The sequence below is a fragment of the Amycolatopsis sp. NPDC114503 genome, assembly GCF_055633655.1.
The window spans coordinates 183,988-198,917 of sequence record NZ_JBVKDT010000009.1 but is presented as its reverse complement, the minus strand read 5'-3'; the positions used below and the strand labels follow the sequence as shown (position 1 = coordinate 198,917).

At 68.4% G+C, this 14,930-nt stretch carries 11 protein-coding genes; 7 read left to right on the top strand and 4 right to left on the bottom strand.

Annotation, left to right across the window (positions count from 1 at the left end):
* Window positions 1-96 precede the first annotated feature (96 nt).
* The 4 genes from ACZ7OI_RS34270 to ACZ7OI_RS34255 all read right to left on the bottom strand — a co-directional run bounded on the left by ACZ7OI_RS34270 (window position 97) and on the right by ACZ7OI_RS34255 (window position 5,825).
* Window positions 97-1,170, bottom strand: coding sequence for a ribonucleotide-diphosphate reductase subunit beta (locus ACZ7OI_RS34270; RefSeq protein ID WP_037814745.1), 1,074 nt, complete (start codon window positions 1,168-1,170; stop codon window positions 97-99).
* A 15-nt stretch (window positions 1,171-1,185) separates the two neighbouring features.
* Window positions 1,186-4,167, bottom strand: coding sequence for a ribonucleoside-diphosphate reductase subunit alpha (locus tag ACZ7OI_RS34265; protein ID WP_470268239.1), 2,982 nt, complete (start codon window positions 4,165-4,167; stop codon window positions 1,186-1,188).
* A 216-nt stretch (window positions 4,168-4,383) separates the two neighbouring features.
* On the bottom strand, window positions 4,384-4,995 hold the full coding sequence (locus tag ACZ7OI_RS34260; protein ID WP_470268238.1) for an acetoacetate decarboxylase family protein: 612 nt from the start codon (window positions 4,993-4,995) through the stop codon (window positions 4,384-4,386).
* Window positions 4,992-5,825: an enoyl-CoA hydratase-related protein gene (locus ACZ7OI_RS34255; protein ID WP_470268237.1), complete on the bottom strand. Its 834-nt coding sequence runs from the start codon at window positions 5,823-5,825 to the stop codon at window positions 4,992-4,994. Before ACZ7OI_RS34255 ends, ACZ7OI_RS34260 begins: the two co-directional genes overlap by 4 nt.
* A gap of 81 nt (window positions 5,826-5,906) precedes the next feature.
* On the opposite strand from ACZ7OI_RS34255, the gene ACZ7OI_RS34250 reads away from it, so the two are divergent.
* From ACZ7OI_RS34250 to ACZ7OI_RS34220, 7 genes are all read left to right on the top strand, one after another.
* Complete coding sequence (locus tag ACZ7OI_RS34250) at window positions 5,907-6,272, top strand: VOC family protein (protein WP_470268236.1); 366 nt, start codon at window positions 5,907-5,909, stop codon at window positions 6,270-6,272.
* A 165-nt stretch (window positions 6,273-6,437) separates the two neighbouring features.
* Window positions 6,438-7,229 carry a TIGR03084 family metal-binding protein gene (locus ACZ7OI_RS34245; protein ID WP_470268235.1) on the top strand — a complete coding sequence of 264 codons (792 nt, stop codon included), beginning with the start codon at window positions 6,438-6,440 and terminating at the stop codon, window positions 7,227-7,229.
* Window positions 7,226-8,920, top strand: a complete 1,695-nt coding sequence (locus ACZ7OI_RS34240) for an acyclic terpene utilization AtuA family protein (RefSeq protein WP_470268234.1) — start codon at window positions 7,226-7,228, stop codon at window positions 8,918-8,920. Before ACZ7OI_RS34245 ends, ACZ7OI_RS34240 begins: the two co-directional genes overlap by 4 nt.
* Complete coding sequence (locus ACZ7OI_RS34235; RefSeq protein WP_470268233.1) at window positions 8,875-10,068, top strand: acyl-CoA dehydrogenase family protein; 1,194 nt, start codon at window positions 8,875-8,877, stop codon at window positions 10,066-10,068. Before ACZ7OI_RS34240 ends, ACZ7OI_RS34235 begins: the two co-directional genes overlap by 46 nt.
* Window positions 10,065-11,666 (top strand): acyl-CoA carboxylase subunit beta, encoded by a 1,602-nt coding sequence (locus tag ACZ7OI_RS34230; RefSeq protein WP_470268232.1) that lies wholly within the window; start codon window positions 10,065-10,067, stop codon window positions 11,664-11,666. The genes ACZ7OI_RS34235 and ACZ7OI_RS34230 overlap by 4 nt, the downstream gene beginning before the upstream one ends.
* Window positions 11,667-11,671: 5 nt before the next feature.
* Entirely contained in the window at window positions 11,672-13,624 is a 1,953-nt protein-coding gene (locus ACZ7OI_RS34225) for an acetyl/propionyl/methylcrotonyl-CoA carboxylase subunit alpha (RefSeq protein WP_470268231.1), read from the top strand.
* Window positions 13,621-14,787: an acyl-CoA dehydrogenase family protein gene (locus tag ACZ7OI_RS34220; RefSeq protein ID WP_470268230.1), complete on the top strand. Its 1,167-nt coding sequence runs from the start codon at window positions 13,621-13,623 to the stop codon at window positions 14,785-14,787. Before ACZ7OI_RS34225 ends, ACZ7OI_RS34220 begins: the two co-directional genes overlap by 4 nt.
* Window positions 14,788-14,930 lie beyond the last annotated feature (143 nt).

Below are 14,930 nucleotides of genomic sequence, written 5' to 3'. Positions count from 1 at the left end.
GGTTGGGGTGAGTTGGTGCGGGTTTGTTGGTGTGTAAAAGAACTCGGCCACGCCCTGGTGGGCGTGGCCGAGTGTCGGTTGTGCCTCGGGTGGGGGTCAGTCCCAGTCGAGGGCGCCGCCGGACTGGTATTCGATGACTCGGGTTTCGAAGAAGTTCTTTTCCTTCTTCAGGTCCATTGCTTCCGACATCCACGGGAACGGGTTCTCGTTCTCGCCGTAGATCGGGGACAGGCCGATCTGCTGCGCGCGCCGGTCGGTGATGAAGTGCATGTACTGCTCGCACAGGTCGGCCGACAGGCCGAGCATGCCGCGCGGCATCGTGTCGCGGGCGTACTTGACTTCCAGTTCGCACGCGTCCTGCAGCATTCCGCGCACCTCGGCCTGGAATTCTTCAGTCCACAGGTGCGGGTTCTCGATCTTGATCTGGTTGATGCAGTCGATGCCGAAGTTCAGGTGGATCGACTCGTCGCGCAGGATGTACTGGTACTGCTCGGCGATGCCGACCATCTTGTTCCGCCGGCCCAGCGACAGGATCTGCGCGAAACCGGTGTAGAACCACATGCCCTCGAAGATCACGTAGAACGCCACGAGATCGCGCAGGAACGCCTGGTCGGCTTCCGGCGTGCCGGTCTCGAAGTCCGGGTTCTCCAGGTTCTGCGTGTACTTCAGCGCCCACGCGTCCTTGTCCGAAATGGACGGGACCTCGCGGTACATGTTGAACAGCTCGCCCTCGACCAGGCCGAGGCTTTCGCAGATGTACTGGAAGGTGTGCGTGTGCACGGCCTCCTCGAAGGCCTGGCGCAGCAGGTACTGGCGGCACTCCGGGTTGGTGATCTGCCGGTACACCGCGAGCACGATGTTGTTGGCCACCAAGGACTCCGCCGTCGCGAAGAAGCCGAGGTTGCGCTTGAGCATCTGCCGCTCGTCCTCGGTGAGGCCGTCCGGCGACTTCCACAGCGCGATGTCGGCCTGCATCGCGACCTCGGTCGGCATCCAGTGGTTGTTGCACGCCGCGAGGTACTTGTCCCAGGCCCACCGGTACTTCATCGGCAGCAGCTGGTTGACGTCGGCGCGCGCGTTGATCATCCGCTTGTCGTCGACGTTGATCCGGGCCGCGCCGACCTCGATCTCGCCGAGGCCGGTCGCGTCCGTCGTTTCCACGTTCGTCATGGTTTCAGGGATTCCTTACTGGCAGGCTTCGCAGTCGGGGTCGTCGATCCGGCAGGCAGCGCCCTCGGTGGCGACGAAGTCGACGTCGGTCTTCGGCATCTCCTTCGGCTCCGCCGGGACCGCCGCGGCGGGCGACGGCGACGGTGCGGGGGAGGCGGCCGGAACCGCGGCGGACGGCGACGGCGAAGCGGCCGGAGCGGGGGAAGCAGCCGGGGCAGCGGCAGCCGGGGCGGCCGGGGCCGGGGTGGCGGAGACGGCGTTCAGCTTGCCGTCGGTGCCGCGCAGGGTGCTCTTCTCCACGTGCGTCGCGGACTGCGCCCGCAGGTAGTACGTGGTCTTGAGGCCCTTGTGCCAGGCGTAGCGGTACAGCTCGTCGAGCTTGCGTCCGCTCGGCGCCGCGATGTACAGGTTCAGCGACTGTGCCTGGTCGATCCACTTCTGCCGCACCGAACCGGCGTCCACGATCCACTTCGACTCGATCTCGAAGGCGGTCGCGTACAGCGCCTTGAGGTCGTTCGGGACACGGTCGATCTGGCCGAGGCTGCCGTCGAAGTACTTCAGGTCGCTGACCATGACCTCGTCCCACAGGCCGCGCGCCTTGAGGCTCTTGACCAGGTGCGGGTTGACGACGGTGAAGTCGCCGGACATGTTCGACTTGACGTACAGGTTCTGGAACAGCGGCTCGATCGACTGGCCGACGCCGGAGATGTTGGAGATCGTCGCGGTCGGCGCGATCGCCATCACGTTGGAGTTGCGCATGCCGACGGTCTTGACGCGCTCGCGCAGCGGGGCCCAGTCCAGCGTCGTCGAGGTGTCGACGTCGAGGCCGTCGCCCTGGCGGGCGTCGATGAGCAGCTGCATCGAGTCGATCGGCAGGATTCCCTTGCTCCACAAGGAACCCTCGAACGTCTGGTACTGGCCGCGCTCCTGCGCGAGGTCGGTCGAGGCCGAGATCGCGTAGTAGGAGAGGTGCTCCATCGAGACGTCGGCGAACTTCACCGCTTCGGCGGACGCGAACGGCACGCCCAGCTCGAACAGCGCGTCCTGGAAGCCCATGATGCCCAGGCCGACCGGACGGTGGCGCAGGTTGGAACGGCGCGCCTCCGGGATCGTGTAGAAGTTGATGTCGATCACGTTGTCGAGCATGCGCACCGCGGTCCGCACGGTCTTCTCGAGCCGCTCAGTGTCCAAACCGGACGGAGTGACGTGCTTGAGCAGGTTCACCGAGCCGAGGTTGCAGACCGCGACCTCTTCGGTGTTCGTGTTCAGCGTGATCTCGGTGCACAGGTTGGACGAGTGCACGACGCCGACGTGCTGCTGCGGCGAACGCAGGTTGCACGGGTCCTTGAAGGTGATCCACGGGTGGCCGGTCTCGAACAGCATGGTCAGCATCCGCCGCCACAGCTCGACCGCGCGGACCTTGCGGAACACCTTGATCTCGCCGCGCGCGGCGGCCGCCTCGTACTCGCGGTAGCGCTGCGCGAACGCGTTGCCGTAGAGGTCGTGCAGGTCCGGCGTCTCGTTCGGCGAGAACAGCGTCCACTCGGCGTTCGCCTCGACGCGGCGCAGGAACTCGTCCGGGACCCAGTTGGCGGTGTTCATGTCGTGCGTGCGCCGCCGGTCGTCGCCGGTGTTCTTGCGCAGGTCGAGGAATTCCTCGATGTCGACGTGCCAGGTCTCCAGGTACGCGCAGGCCGCGCCCTTGCGCTTGCCGCCCTGGTTGACCGCGACCGCGGTGTCGTTGGCGATCTTCAGGAACGGCACGACGCCCTGGGACTGGCCGTTGGTGCCCTTGATGTGCGCGCCGAGGCCGCGGACCGGGGTCCAGTCGTTGCCGAGGCCGCCCGAGTACTTGGCCAGCAGCGCGTTGTTCTTGTACGCCTGGAAAATCGAGTCCAGGTCGTCGTCCACAGTGGTCAGGAAGCAGGACGACAGCTGCGCGCGGTTGGTGCCGCTGTTGAACAGCGTCGGGGTGGACGCCATGAAGTGGAACGTCGACAGCAGTTCGTAGAACTCGATCGCGCGGGCTTCGCGGTTGTCCTCGCGGATCGCCAGGCCCATCGCGACGCGCATGAAGAACGCCTGCGGCAGCTCGAACCGGACGCCGTTGTGGTGCTGGAAGTACCGGTCGTACAGCGTCTGCAGGCCGAGGAAGCCGAAGTCGAGGTCGCGCTCGGCGTGAATGGCGGCGGTGATCTTGTCCAGGTCGAAGCCCAGCAGTTCGCCGTCGACCAGTTCCAGCTCGACCGCGCGGCGCAGGTAGGCGCGGAAGTACGCCGGGTATTCGCTGGCCATCTCGTCCTGGCTGGCCTGACGCGGCTTCTGCGCGAGGTAGCTCAGCGCTTCGCCGCGCAGCTTGTCCAGCAGCAGCCGGGCGGACACGAACGAATAGTTCGGCTCCTGCTCGACGAGCACGCGCGCGGCCATGATCTGCGCGAGCGCCAGTTCGTCGGCGGTGATGCCGTCGTAGAGGTTGCGCTTGGCCTCGGCCAGCACCGGCTCGGCGGAGACGTCCTCGAGCCCGGCGACGGCCTCGCCGACGACGTGCGAAACACGCGCCCAGTCGAGCGGGCGGAGCGTTCCGTCGGTGCCCTTGACGCTCAGCGCGACCTCGGCGTGCGCCGGCGCGGCGGCCTCGCGCGCCTTCTTGCGCTCGTCGCGGTAGAGGACGTAGGCGCGGGCGACCTTGTGGTGCTCGCCGCGCATCAGGGCGAGTTCGACCTGGTCCTGGATCTGCTCGATGTGCAGCGGGGTCTCCGGGCCGGTGTGGCGCAGCAGAGCCGCCTCGACCTGCCCGGTCAGCTCCGCGACCACGTGGTGCACGCGGGAGGACGCGGCGGCGTCGCCGCCCTCGACCGCGAGGAAGGCCTTGGTCAGCGCCACCGAGATCTTGCCCGCGTCGAAGGGCGAGACGCTTCCGTCCCGCCGGATGACGCGGACCGCGCTCGGGGCCCCCTCCGCCGCCGACGGCGGCCGCTGACCGGTTTCCACTGACATGCGTGTCTCCAACAGTTCCTCGAAATGGGCGCGTTCGAGCGGCACACAGCCGGTCAAGGCCATGCGCTGCGGTTTCGTCGAAACAGCCCGGCCGCCCTCGTCAAGCGGTCTCCCCGTCGCTGGGGGCTGCCGGTTCCCAGAGACTACATCTTGGGGTTCAGGCTCGCACGCGCCCCAAGGTATGGCGTGTCACTCTCACCCTGGCGGGTTATCCGATCACCGAGGGCAAGATCCGAAGCGGAGCTTCGTGGCGCCCAGTGCCGCACTGGCCACGGGCCGTTTCCCGGCCAGATAGCCCAGCGGCCCGGCCGGGTTGACCGACCAGTCCGCGGCCGCCGCGCGGGGCTTCCCGCGCCACTCGACCGGGGTACGCAGCGGGCTGCCGCCGCGGTCTTGCGCGATCTCGAAGCGTACCGGGAGGGTGATCGGGAGCCCGACGCGCGGGGTGAAGGCGGCGGTGGCTATCCAGTCGTCGGAGGTCGCGGCGGTGAAGGTGCGCCCGCCGGTGAAGGTGAAGGCCGCCAGTTCCTTCGGGATGCCCCAGAGCTCGCGCCCGCCCGCGCGCGAGATCTCGCTGTCGACCCAGATGTCGGTGATCGACGCGGCGAGCCCGCGGCCGCGCACGGCGACGCAGGAGAGGAGTTCGTGGTAGCTCAGCTGGCCGGACGGGAGATAGTCGATCCAGGCGGTGAAGACGGCGGCCTGGTTGCCCAGGAGCAGCGGCTCGGCGCCGTCGGGAAGCGCGGGCAGTTCGTCGACCGGCACTCGCCAGACCGAGATGCGGGCGTCGGCGGCGAGGTGCCACGGTTCGGGCGGGTAGTCCGTCATTCTCCGGTCCACGGCAGGTACGGCGGCAGATCTCGGTCCACGCGCAACGGGAACTCGGGCGGGCGTTTCTGGAAGAACGAGGCGATGCCTTCGACGGCGTCGGGGTTCGAGCCGAGCTGGGAGATGAGCTTCGAGTCCACCTGGTGGACGTCGAACGGCGACGGGGCCGAGGCCATCCGGTAGAGCAGCTGGCGAGTGACCGCGACGGCGACAGGTGCGGTGGTCTCGGCGATTTCCTTCGCCTTGGTTTGTGCTTGGGCGAGGACGTCGCCGGGGTCGTGGATCTGGTGCACGAGCCCGGTTCGGAGCGCTTCGTCGGGGCCGAAGAGCCGCCCGCTGACCATCCAGTCGACGGCCGCGCCCATCCCGACGAGCCGGGGGAGGAACCACGCGGACGCGCCCTCGGGGTAGATCCCGCGGCGGGTGAAGACGAAGCCGAACTTGGAGTCGGTCGAGGCGAACCGGTAGTCGCAGGACAGCGTGATCGTGATCCCCGCGCCGACCGACGCCCCGCGCAACGCGGCCAGCACCGGCTTGTTCATGGTGAAGATCCGCTTCGACACGCGGCCCGCGGGTTCCTGCCAGTCGTCCGGCGGACGGTCGCCGAAGTCGAATCCGCCGGACGAGAGATCGGCTCCGACGGAGAAGTCCCGGCCCGTGGTCCCGAGCACGACGGCGCGGACGTCCTCGTCGCGGTCGGCGCGGTCGAGGGCGTGGGCGAGTTCGTCGGCCATCCGGGTCGTGTAGCCGTTGCGGGCCTCGGACCGGTCGAGCAGGACGGTCGCGACGGTGCCCGCGACCTCGTAGGCGATCTCCGCGTAGGAGTCCATGGGAGGACGGTAGGGCGCCGGAGCCTTGTTTTCAATGTGTCAATAACGGTTGGGCGGCTGGCGTCCGGGCATGCTCGGATCATGCTGAAGGTGGGCACGGTGGTGCTGGGAGTCGAGGACATGGAGCGCGCGGTCTCGTTCTGGAGCGACGCTTTGGGGTACGCGCGACGGGACGACGCGACGGATTTCGTGGTGCTGCTGCCTCCGGACGGCGCGGGGCCGGGGGTGGCGTTCCAGCGGAGTTCGGTGCCGGTGCAGGAGGTGCCGCGGGTGCATCTGGATCTGTACGCCGGGGACGCCGCGGACCAGGCGGCGGAGGTCTCGCGGCTGGTGGGGCTGGGGGCGCGGGAGGTGGACTGGCCGCATTACCCGCCGGATCCGGACTTCGTGGTGCTGGCCGACCCGGAAGGCAACCGTTTCTGCGTGATCGACACTTCGCGCGGCTGAGGAGAAGTCCGTGAAGGACTCCTTGAGGGAATCAGATTCCCTCAAGGAGTCCTTCACGGCACGTCCGCCGGAGCAAAAACAATCAGGCGCGCTTGATTTTTCCGGGGGCAGGGTCCACGCTGGGTCCCGCACGAGGTGGTGCGGCGGACGCAGGGAGGCGCAGGAATGGCTGATCTCGCGGGGATCCTCCGGGATCTCGCGGCCGAATCGCAGGCGGTCGACGACCTGGTCGCCGGGTTGCCCGCCGACGGGTGGGCGCGGCCGACGCCGGCGCCCGGCTGGAGCATCGCGCATCAGGTCGCGCATCTGGCGTGGACCGACGGCAAATCGCTGATCTCCGCGAGCCGGCCGGAGGACTGGCAGTCCGAGGTCGAAAACCTGTTGAGCATCGGCGAAAACTACGTCGACGCGGGTGCCGAGGAAGGTGCCCGGCTGCCCCCGGACGAGCTGCTGGCGCAGTGGCGCGCGGGCCGGGCCGCGCTGGCCGAGGCGCTCGCCGCGGTGCCGGAGGGGCAGAAGCTCCCTTGGTACGGCCCGCCGATGAGCGCGGCGTCCATGGCGTCCGCGCGGATGATGGAGACCTGGGCGCACGGCCAGGACATCGCCGACGCGCTCGGCGTCACGCGCGAGCCCACCGAACGGCTGTGGCACATCGCCCGGTTCGGCACGCGGACGCGCGATTTCGCCTACAAACTCCATTCGCTCGCGCCGCCGACCGAGGAATTCCGGGTCGAGCTGACCGCGCCGGACGGCAGCACGTGGGCGTTCGGGCCGGAGGACGCGGAGCAGCGGCTGACCGGCAGCGCGCTCGACTTCTGCCTGGTCGCCACGCAGCGTCGGCATCCGGCGGACACTGATCTGGTCGCGACCGGCGCGGATGTCGAGGAATGGCTGGGCATCGCGCAGGCCTTCGCCGGGCCGCCCGGGACGGGGCGCGAGCCGGGGCAGTTCGCGTGAGCGCGCCGTTGCGCGTCGGGAACGCGTCCGGGTTTTACGGCGACCGGTTCTCCGCCGTGCGGGACATGCTGACCGGCGGCCCGCTCGACGTCCTGACCGGCGACTACCTCGCCGAGCTGACCATGCTGATCCTCGGCCGCGACCGGATGAAGGACCCGGCCCGCGGCTACGCCAAGACGTTCCTCCGGCAGATGGAGGAAAACCTCGGGCTGGCGAAGGACAAGGGCGTCCGGATCGTCGCGAACGCGGGCGGGCTCAACCCGGCCGGGCTGGCCGACGCGGTGCGGGAACTGGCCGCGAAGCTCGGTCTCGAGGTTCGCGTCGCGCACGTCGAGGGCGACGACCTGATCGCGCGCGCGGACGAGTTCGGCTTCGAGAAACCGTTGACTGCCAACGCTTATCTCGGCGCGTGGGGGATCGCGGAATGCCTCAAGGCCGGTGCGGACGTGGTGGTGACCGGGCGGGTCACGGACGCGTCGGTGATCGTCGGACCGGCGGCGGCGCACTTCGGCTGGGCTCGCGACGACTACGACGCGCTCGCCGGAGCGGTCGCGGCGGGCCACGTCATCGAATGCGGTGCGCAGGCGACGGGCGGCAACTACTCGTTCTTCCGCGAACAGCCGATCGGTCTGCCGGGATTCCCTCTCGCGGAGATCCACGCGGACGGCTCCAGCGTGATCACGAAGCATCCGGGCACCGGCGGCGTGGTCAATACTGGAACTGTCACGGCACAGCTGCTCTACGAGATCATCGGTGCGCGGTATGCGAATCCTGATGTGACGGCCCGGTTCGACGCACTGTCGCTTTCGGACGACGGGCCGGACCGGGTGCGGATCAGCGGGGTTCGCGGGGAAGCGCCGCCGCCGACGTTGAAGGTGTGCCTCAACCGGCTCGGCGGGTTCCGGAACGAGACGACGTTCGTCCTTACCGGACTGGACATCGAAGAGAAAGCCGCGCTGGTGCGGGAACAGCTGGAAGGTGCTTTGGCGAAACGCCCGCCCGCCGAGGTCCGGTGGACGCTCGCTCGCACCGACCACCCGGACGCCGACACCGAAGAACGCGCCAGTGCGCTGCTGCATGTCGCGGTGAAGGACAACGATCCGAAGATCGCCGGACGTGCGTTCAGCGGAGCGGCGATTGAGCTGGCCCTGGCGAGCTACCCGGGATTCCACGTCACCGCGCCGCCTTCGGATGCTTCGCCGTTCGGGGTCTACTCAGCGGCCTTTGTGGACGCTGACGCGGTTCCGCACGTCGCGGTGCTGCCGGACGGGTCCAAGGTGGACATCGCGCCCGCTTCCGAGACTGTTGAACTGTCCGAAGTGGATGAACCCGCACTGCCGGAACCGTTGCGGGCGGACAAGGTGCGGCGGGTCCCGCTCGGTCTTGTCGCCGGAGCGCGCAGCGGGGACAAGGGCGGCAACGCGAACCTCGGGGTGTGGGTGCGGTCCGAGGAAGCGTGGCGCTGGCTCGTGCACCGGCTCACCGTCGGGGAATTCCGCCGGCTGCTGCCGGAAACCGAAGGACTGCCGGTCACCCGGCATCTGCTGCCGAACCTGTGGGCGATGAACTTCGTGGTCGAGGGCATTCTCGGCGACGGCGTCGCTTCGCAGGCCAGGTTCGATCCCCAGGCGAAGGCGCTCGGCGAATGGCTGCGGGCGCGCGAACTCGACGTCCCGGAGGCGCTGCTGTGACCGTGGATCCGTTCCGCACGCCGGAACGCACCGAACTGCGCGCCACGGTGCGCCGGTTCGTGGAGAAGGACGTGCTGCCGCACCTGGACGACTGGGAGCGGGCCGGGGAACTGCCGCGCGAGCTGCATCGCAAGGCGGGACAACTGGGTCTGCTCGGGGTCGCGTTCCCCGAGTCCGCGGGCGGCGGCGACGGCAATTACCTCGACGCGCTCGTGGTCGCCGAGGAAATGCACTACGCGGGCGGGTCCGGCGGGCTGTTCGCGTCGCTGTTCACCTGCGGGATCGCGGTGCCGCACATCGTCGAGGCCGGCGACCCGGTGCAGATCGAACGCTGGGTGCGGCCGACTCTCGAAGGCGAGAAGATCGGCTCGCTGGCGGTCACCGAACCGGACGGCGGCTCCGACGTCGCCGGGATCCGCACCACCGCGGTGCGCGAGGGCGACGAGTATGTGATCAACGGGGCCAAGACTTTTATCACCTCTGGTTGTCGCGCGGACTTTGTGACCACTGTGGTCCGAACTGGCGAGGCGGGCGCGCACGGGCTTTCGCTGATCGTGGTCGAGCGCGGGACACCAGGGTTCACGGTGTCGCGCAAGCTGGAGAAGATGGGCTGGGCGGCTTCGGACACCGCAGAGCTGTCTTATGTGGACGTTCGAGTTCCGGCGGAGAACTTGATCGGCGCGGAGAACAGCGGCTTCGCTCAGGTGGCCACGCAGTTCGTGACCGAACGGCTTTCGCTGGCGGTGCAGGCGTATGCGCACGCGCAACGGGCACTGGAGCTGACGGTGGACTGGTGCCGGATGCGCGAGACGTTCGGGCGTCCGCTGATCTCGCGGCAGCTGGTGCAGCACAAGCTCACCGAGATGGCCTGCAAGGTCGACGTCGCGCGGACGTATGCCCGGCAGGTCGCGCTCCGGCACGTGTCGGGCGAAGAAGTGATCGCCGAGGCGTGCTTCGCGAAGAACACCGCGGTGCAGACCGCTGAATGGGTCGTGAACGAGGCGGTGCAGCTGCACGGCGGTCTCGGCTACATGCGCGAGTCCGAAGTGGAGCGGCACTACCGCGACGTCCGCATTCTCGGCATCGGCGGCGGCACCACCGAAATCCTGACCGGACTGGCCGCGAAGCGATTGGGATACACCGCATGACCACTATCAGGTCCACAGTGGACAACCGGGCCGACGAGTTCGCCGCGAACCGCGAGGCGATGCTGGAGAAGCTCGCGGAGATCGACGCCGAGCAGGCCAAAGCGGTCGCCGGCGGCGGCGAAAAGTACGTCGAACGGCATCGCAAGCGCGGGAAACTGCTGGCGCGCGAGCGGATCGAACTCCTGCTGGACGAGGATTCGCCGTTCCTGGAGCTGTCGCCCTTGGCCGCGTGGGGCTCGGACTACAAGGTCGGCGCGAGCGTGATCACCGGGATCGGCGTCGTCGAAGGCGTCGAATGCCTGATCTCGGCCAGCGACCCGACGGTCAAGGGCGGCGCGAGCAACCCGTGGACGACGAAGAAATCGTTCCGGGCGGCGGACATCGCGGCGCAGAACCGGCTTCCGGTGATCAACCTGGTCGAATCCGGCGGCGCTGATCTTCCCACCCAGAAGGAAATCTTCATTCCCGGCGGCCGGGTCTTCCGTGATCTGACCAGGTCCTCGGCGGCGAAGGTGCCGACCGTCGCGCTGGTGTTCGGCAACTCGACCGCGGGCGGCGCGTACCTGCCCGGCATGTCCGACTACGTCGTGATGGTGAAGGAACGCGCGAAGGTGTTCCTCGGCGGCCCGCCGCTGGTCAAGATGGCGACTGGCGAGGAATCCGATGACGAGTCCCTCGGTGGCGCGGAAATGCACGCGCGGACGTCCGGGCTCGCCGATTACCTCGCCGTCGACGAGGAGGACGCGATCCGCCTCGGCCGCAGCATCATCAAGCGGCTCAACTGGACCAAACAGGGTCCGGCGGCCAAACCGGACTACGCCGAGCCGGTGTTCGACACCGAAGACCTGCTGGGCATCGTCCCGACTGACCTGAAGGTCCCGTTCGACCCGCGCGAGGTGATCGCGCGCGTCGTGGACGGTTCGGACTTCGACGAGTTCAAGCCGCTGTACGGGCCGAGCCTGGTCACCGGATGGGCGAGCATCCACGGCTATCCGGTGGGAATCCTGGCGAACGCCCAGGGCGTGCTGTTCGGCGAGGAATCGCAGAAGGCCGCGCAGTTCATCCAGCTGGCCAACCAGATCGACACGCCGCTGGTGTTCCTGCACAACACGACCGGCTACATGGTCGGCAAGGAATACGAGCAGAGCGGCATCATCAAGCACGGCGCGCTGATGATCAACGCGGTGTCGAACTCGAAGGTGCCGCATCTGTCCGTCCTCATGGGAGCGTCCTACGGGGCCGGGCACTACGGAATGTGCGGCCGGGCCTACGATCCGCGATTCCTGTTCGCCTGGCCGAGCGCGAAGTCCGCGGTGATGGGGCCGGCTCAGCTGGCCGGCGTGCTGTCCATTGTCGCCCGTGCCGCGGCGGCGAGCCGGGGCCAGGAGTACAGCGAGGAAAACGACGCCGCGATGCGCGCCATGGTCGAGAACCAGATCGAGGCGGAATCGATGCCGATGTTCCTCTCCGGCATGCTTTACGACGACGGCATCATCGACCCGCGCGACACCCGCACGGTGCTCGGGATGAGCCTGTCGGCGATCCACAACGGACCAGTGAAGGGCGTCGAAGGCGGCTTCGGCGTCTTCCGGATGTGAGGGCCATGATCCAGAATCTGCTGGTCGCCAACCGGGGCGAAATCGCCCGCCGGGTGTTCCGCAGCTGCCGGGACGCCGGAATCGGCACGGTCGCGGTGTTCTCCGACGCGGACGCCGATTCCCCGCACGCGCGGGAGGCCGACGTCGCCGTCCGGCTGCCGGGCAACGCACCGGGCGAGACCTATCTGCGCGGCGAACTGATCGTCAAAGCCGCGGCGGACGCCGGGGCCGACGCGATCCATCCCGGGTATGGCTTCCTGTCCGAGAACGCAGGTTTCGCCCGCGCGGTGCTCGACGCCGGGCTGACCTGGATCGGCCCGCCGCCCGCGGCGATCGAGACCATGGGCTCCAAAGTGGAGTCGAAACGGCTGATGGCCGCCGCCGGGGTCCCGGTGCTGTCCGAATTGGACCCGTCGTCGGTGACCGAGGCCGATCTTCCTTTGCTGGTCAAGGCTTCCGCCGGCGGCGGCGGTCGCGGGATGCGTGTCGTGCGTGCGCTGGGCGAGCTGGCCGAAGCCGTCGAGAGCGCTCGTGCGGAAGCGGGGTCGGCGTTCGGCGACCCGACGGTGTTCTGCGAGCGCTACCTCGAAACCGGACGGCACATCGAGGTCCAGGTGCTCGCCGACTCGCACGGCACGGTCTGGGCGGTGGGGGAGCGGGAGTGCTCCATCCAGCGCCGGCACCAGAAGGTGGTCGAGGAAGCGCCATCGCCCTTTGTGGACGATGCCATGCGGGCCGAGCTGTTCGACGCGGCGCGCAAGGCCGCGCAGGCGATCGACTACGTCGGCGCGGGAACCGTCGAGTTCCTGGCCGGTCCGGACGGCCGGTTCTACTTCCTGGAGATGAACACGCGGCTGCAGGTCGAGCATCCGGTGACGGAGAACGTCACCGGGCTGGATCTGGTCGCGTTGCAGCTTTCGGTGGCCGAGGGCGCTCGATTGCCCGACGAACCTCCTGCCGCCAAGGGACATTCGATCGAAGTCCGGCTGTACGCGGAAGACCCGTCGGCCGGATGGCAACCGCAGAGCGGGACGCTGCACACTTTCGAAGTGTCCGGTGTGGACCGAGAATTCACCCACGGAGCCGGGCTGCGCTTGGATTCCGGTGTGGAATCCGGGTCCGTCATTGGCGTCCACTACGACCCGATGCTGGCGAAGGTCATCACGTGGGCGCCCACACGGGCGGAAGCCGCGCGTCGGCTTGCCGGTGCTTTGGCCGGAGCGAAGATCCACGGCGTGGTGACCAACCGCGACCTGCTGGTCCGGATCCTGCGCCACGAGGCTTTCCTCGCCGGGGAAACGGATACCGCGTTCTTCGACCGGCACGGACTGGACACTTTGGCCGCACCACTGGCTACTGTGGACACAGAACGCTGGTCCGCCCTGGCAGCCGCGCTGGCCGATGCCGCCGGGAACCGGGCCTCTGCCACCACTCTGGGACGGCTGCCGAGCGGCTGGCGCAATGTCCGCTCCGCCGGTCAGCGGAAGGTGTTCGCCAAGGGAGACAACCGTTACGAGGTCGTCTACTCGCTGACCCGCGGCGGCCTGCGCGCCGAGGGCTACGACGACGTCACTCTGGTATCGGCTACGCCGGGCCAGGTGGTCTTCGACATCGCCGGAGTTCGCCGGACTTTCGAGGTGTCCCGGCACGGATCAGTGTCCTATGTGGATTCGCCGCTGGGTTCGGTGGCGCTGACCGCCGAGCCGCGGTTCGCCGATCCCGATTCGGCTCTGGCGGCGGGGTCGCTGCTCGCGCCGATGCCGGGCACGGTCGTGCGGCTCGCGGTGTCCGCGGGGGACAGTGTGCGGGCAGGCGATCCGTTGCTGTGGCTGGAAGCGATGAAGATGGAACACCGGATCTCGGCCCCGGCGGACGGCGTGGTCGCCGAACTGCCGGTCGAGGTCGGGCAACAGGTCGAGGTAGGCGCGGTGCTGGCTGTGGTGGGAGAGACCGAATGAACGCGATGAACTTCATCGAGCCCGAAGAGCGGGTGGCGCTGCGGAAGGCCGCGGCCGACCTGGCGGGCAAGTACGGGCACGAGTATTACGCGAAGAAGGCCCGGGCGGGCGAAAAGACCGACGAGCTGTGGGACGAGGCAGGACGGCTCGGTTACCTGGGCGTGAACCTGCCGGAGGAATACGGCGGCGGGGGAGCGGGGATCGCGGATCTCGCCGCGGTGCTGGAAGAATTCGCCGCCGCGGGCTCGCCGCTGCTGCTGATGGTGGTGTCGCCGGCGATCGTTGGGACGGTGCTGTCGCGCTTCGGCACGCCGGACCAGAAGAAGCAGTGGCTGCCCGGAATCGCGGACGGCAGCAAGAAGATCGTCTTCGCGATCACTGAACCGGACGCCGGCTCCAACTCGCACAAGATCACGACGACCGCCCGCCGGGACGGCGGCGACTGGGTGCTGTCCGGCCGCAAGGTGTTCATCTCCGGGGTCGACGAGGCGGACGCGGTGCTCGTCGTCGGCCGCACGGAGGACGCGAAGACCGGTCGCCTGAAGCCCGCGCTGTTCGTGGTGCCGACGGACACGCCCGGGTTCGAGTTCACGAAGATCGACATGGACATCGTCGCGCCGGAGAACCAGTTCTCCCTCTTCCTGGACGACGTGCGGTTGCCCGCGGAAGCCCTGGTCGGCGAGGAGGACGCGGCGATCGCGCAGCTGTTCGCGGGCCTCAACCCGGAACGCATCATGGGCGCGTCGTTCTCCCTGGGAACCGCGAGGTACGCCCTGGACAAGGCCGTCGGCTACGCGAACGAACGGCAAGTGTGGGGCGCGCCGATCGGGTCGCACCAGGGGCTCGCGCATCCGCTTGCGCAGGTGAAAATCGAGCTTGAGCTGGCGAAACTGATGACGCAGAAGGCCGCTTCGCTGTACGACGCGGGCGACGATTTCGCCTCCGGTGAGTCCGCGAACATGGCGAAATACGCGGCGGCGGAGGTGGCGATCCGCGCGGTGGACCAGGCGGTGCAGACCCACGGCGGGAACGGCCTGGCGACCGAGTACGGCCTGGGAAGCCTGGTGACGGCCGTGCGTCTGGGCCGAATCGCGCCGGTGAGCCGGGAAATGGTGCTGAATTTCGTGGGGCAGCACAGCCTTGGGCTGCCGAAGTCGTACTGAGCAGTGGTGAAGTCATGAGGTGCACCCGGCGTGGGCCTGGACGGAGGTCTGTGAGGGGAACCCTGAGGGAATCTGATTCCCTCAGGGGGCCCTTCACGGACTTTGGCGGGAGCGGGTTGGCCGGGCTTCCGGTGCGTCCACTG

Excerpts from the sequence above, each read along its gene's own strand:
- ACZ7OI_RS34270 (WP_037814745.1), bottom strand. The coding sequence starts at position 1,170 with ATGACGAACGTGGAAACGACGGACGCGACCGGCCTCGGCGAGATCGAG.
- ACZ7OI_RS34265 (WP_470268239.1), bottom strand. The coding sequence starts at position 4,167 with ATGTCAGTGGAAACCGGTCAGCGGCCGCCGTCGGCGGCGGAGGGGGCC.
- ACZ7OI_RS34260 (WP_470268238.1), bottom strand. The coding sequence starts at position 4,995 with ATGACGGACTACCCGCCCGAACCGTGGCACCTCGCCGCCGACGCCCGC.
- ACZ7OI_RS34255 (WP_470268237.1), bottom strand. The coding sequence starts at position 5,825 with ATGGACTCCTACGCGGAGATCGCCTACGAGGTCGCGGGCACCGTCGCG.
- ACZ7OI_RS34250 (WP_470268236.1), top strand. The coding sequence starts at position 5,907 with ATGCTGAAGGTGGGCACGGTGGTGCTGGGAGTCGAGGACATGGAGCGC.
- ACZ7OI_RS34245 (WP_470268235.1), top strand. The coding sequence starts at position 6,438 with ATGGCTGATCTCGCGGGGATCCTCCGGGATCTCGCGGCCGAATCGCAG.
- ACZ7OI_RS34235 (WP_470268233.1), top strand. The coding sequence starts at position 8,875 with ATGGCTGCGGGCGCGCGAACTCGACGTCCCGGAGGCGCTGCTGTGACC.
- ACZ7OI_RS34230 (WP_470268232.1), top strand. The coding sequence starts at position 10,065 with ATGACCACTATCAGGTCCACAGTGGACAACCGGGCCGACGAGTTCGCC.
- ACZ7OI_RS34225 (WP_470268231.1), top strand. The coding sequence starts at position 11,672 with ATGATCCAGAATCTGCTGGTCGCCAACCGGGGCGAAATCGCCCGCCGG.
- ACZ7OI_RS34220 (WP_470268230.1), top strand. The coding sequence starts at position 13,621 with ATGAACGCGATGAACTTCATCGAGCCCGAAGAGCGGGTGGCGCTGCGG.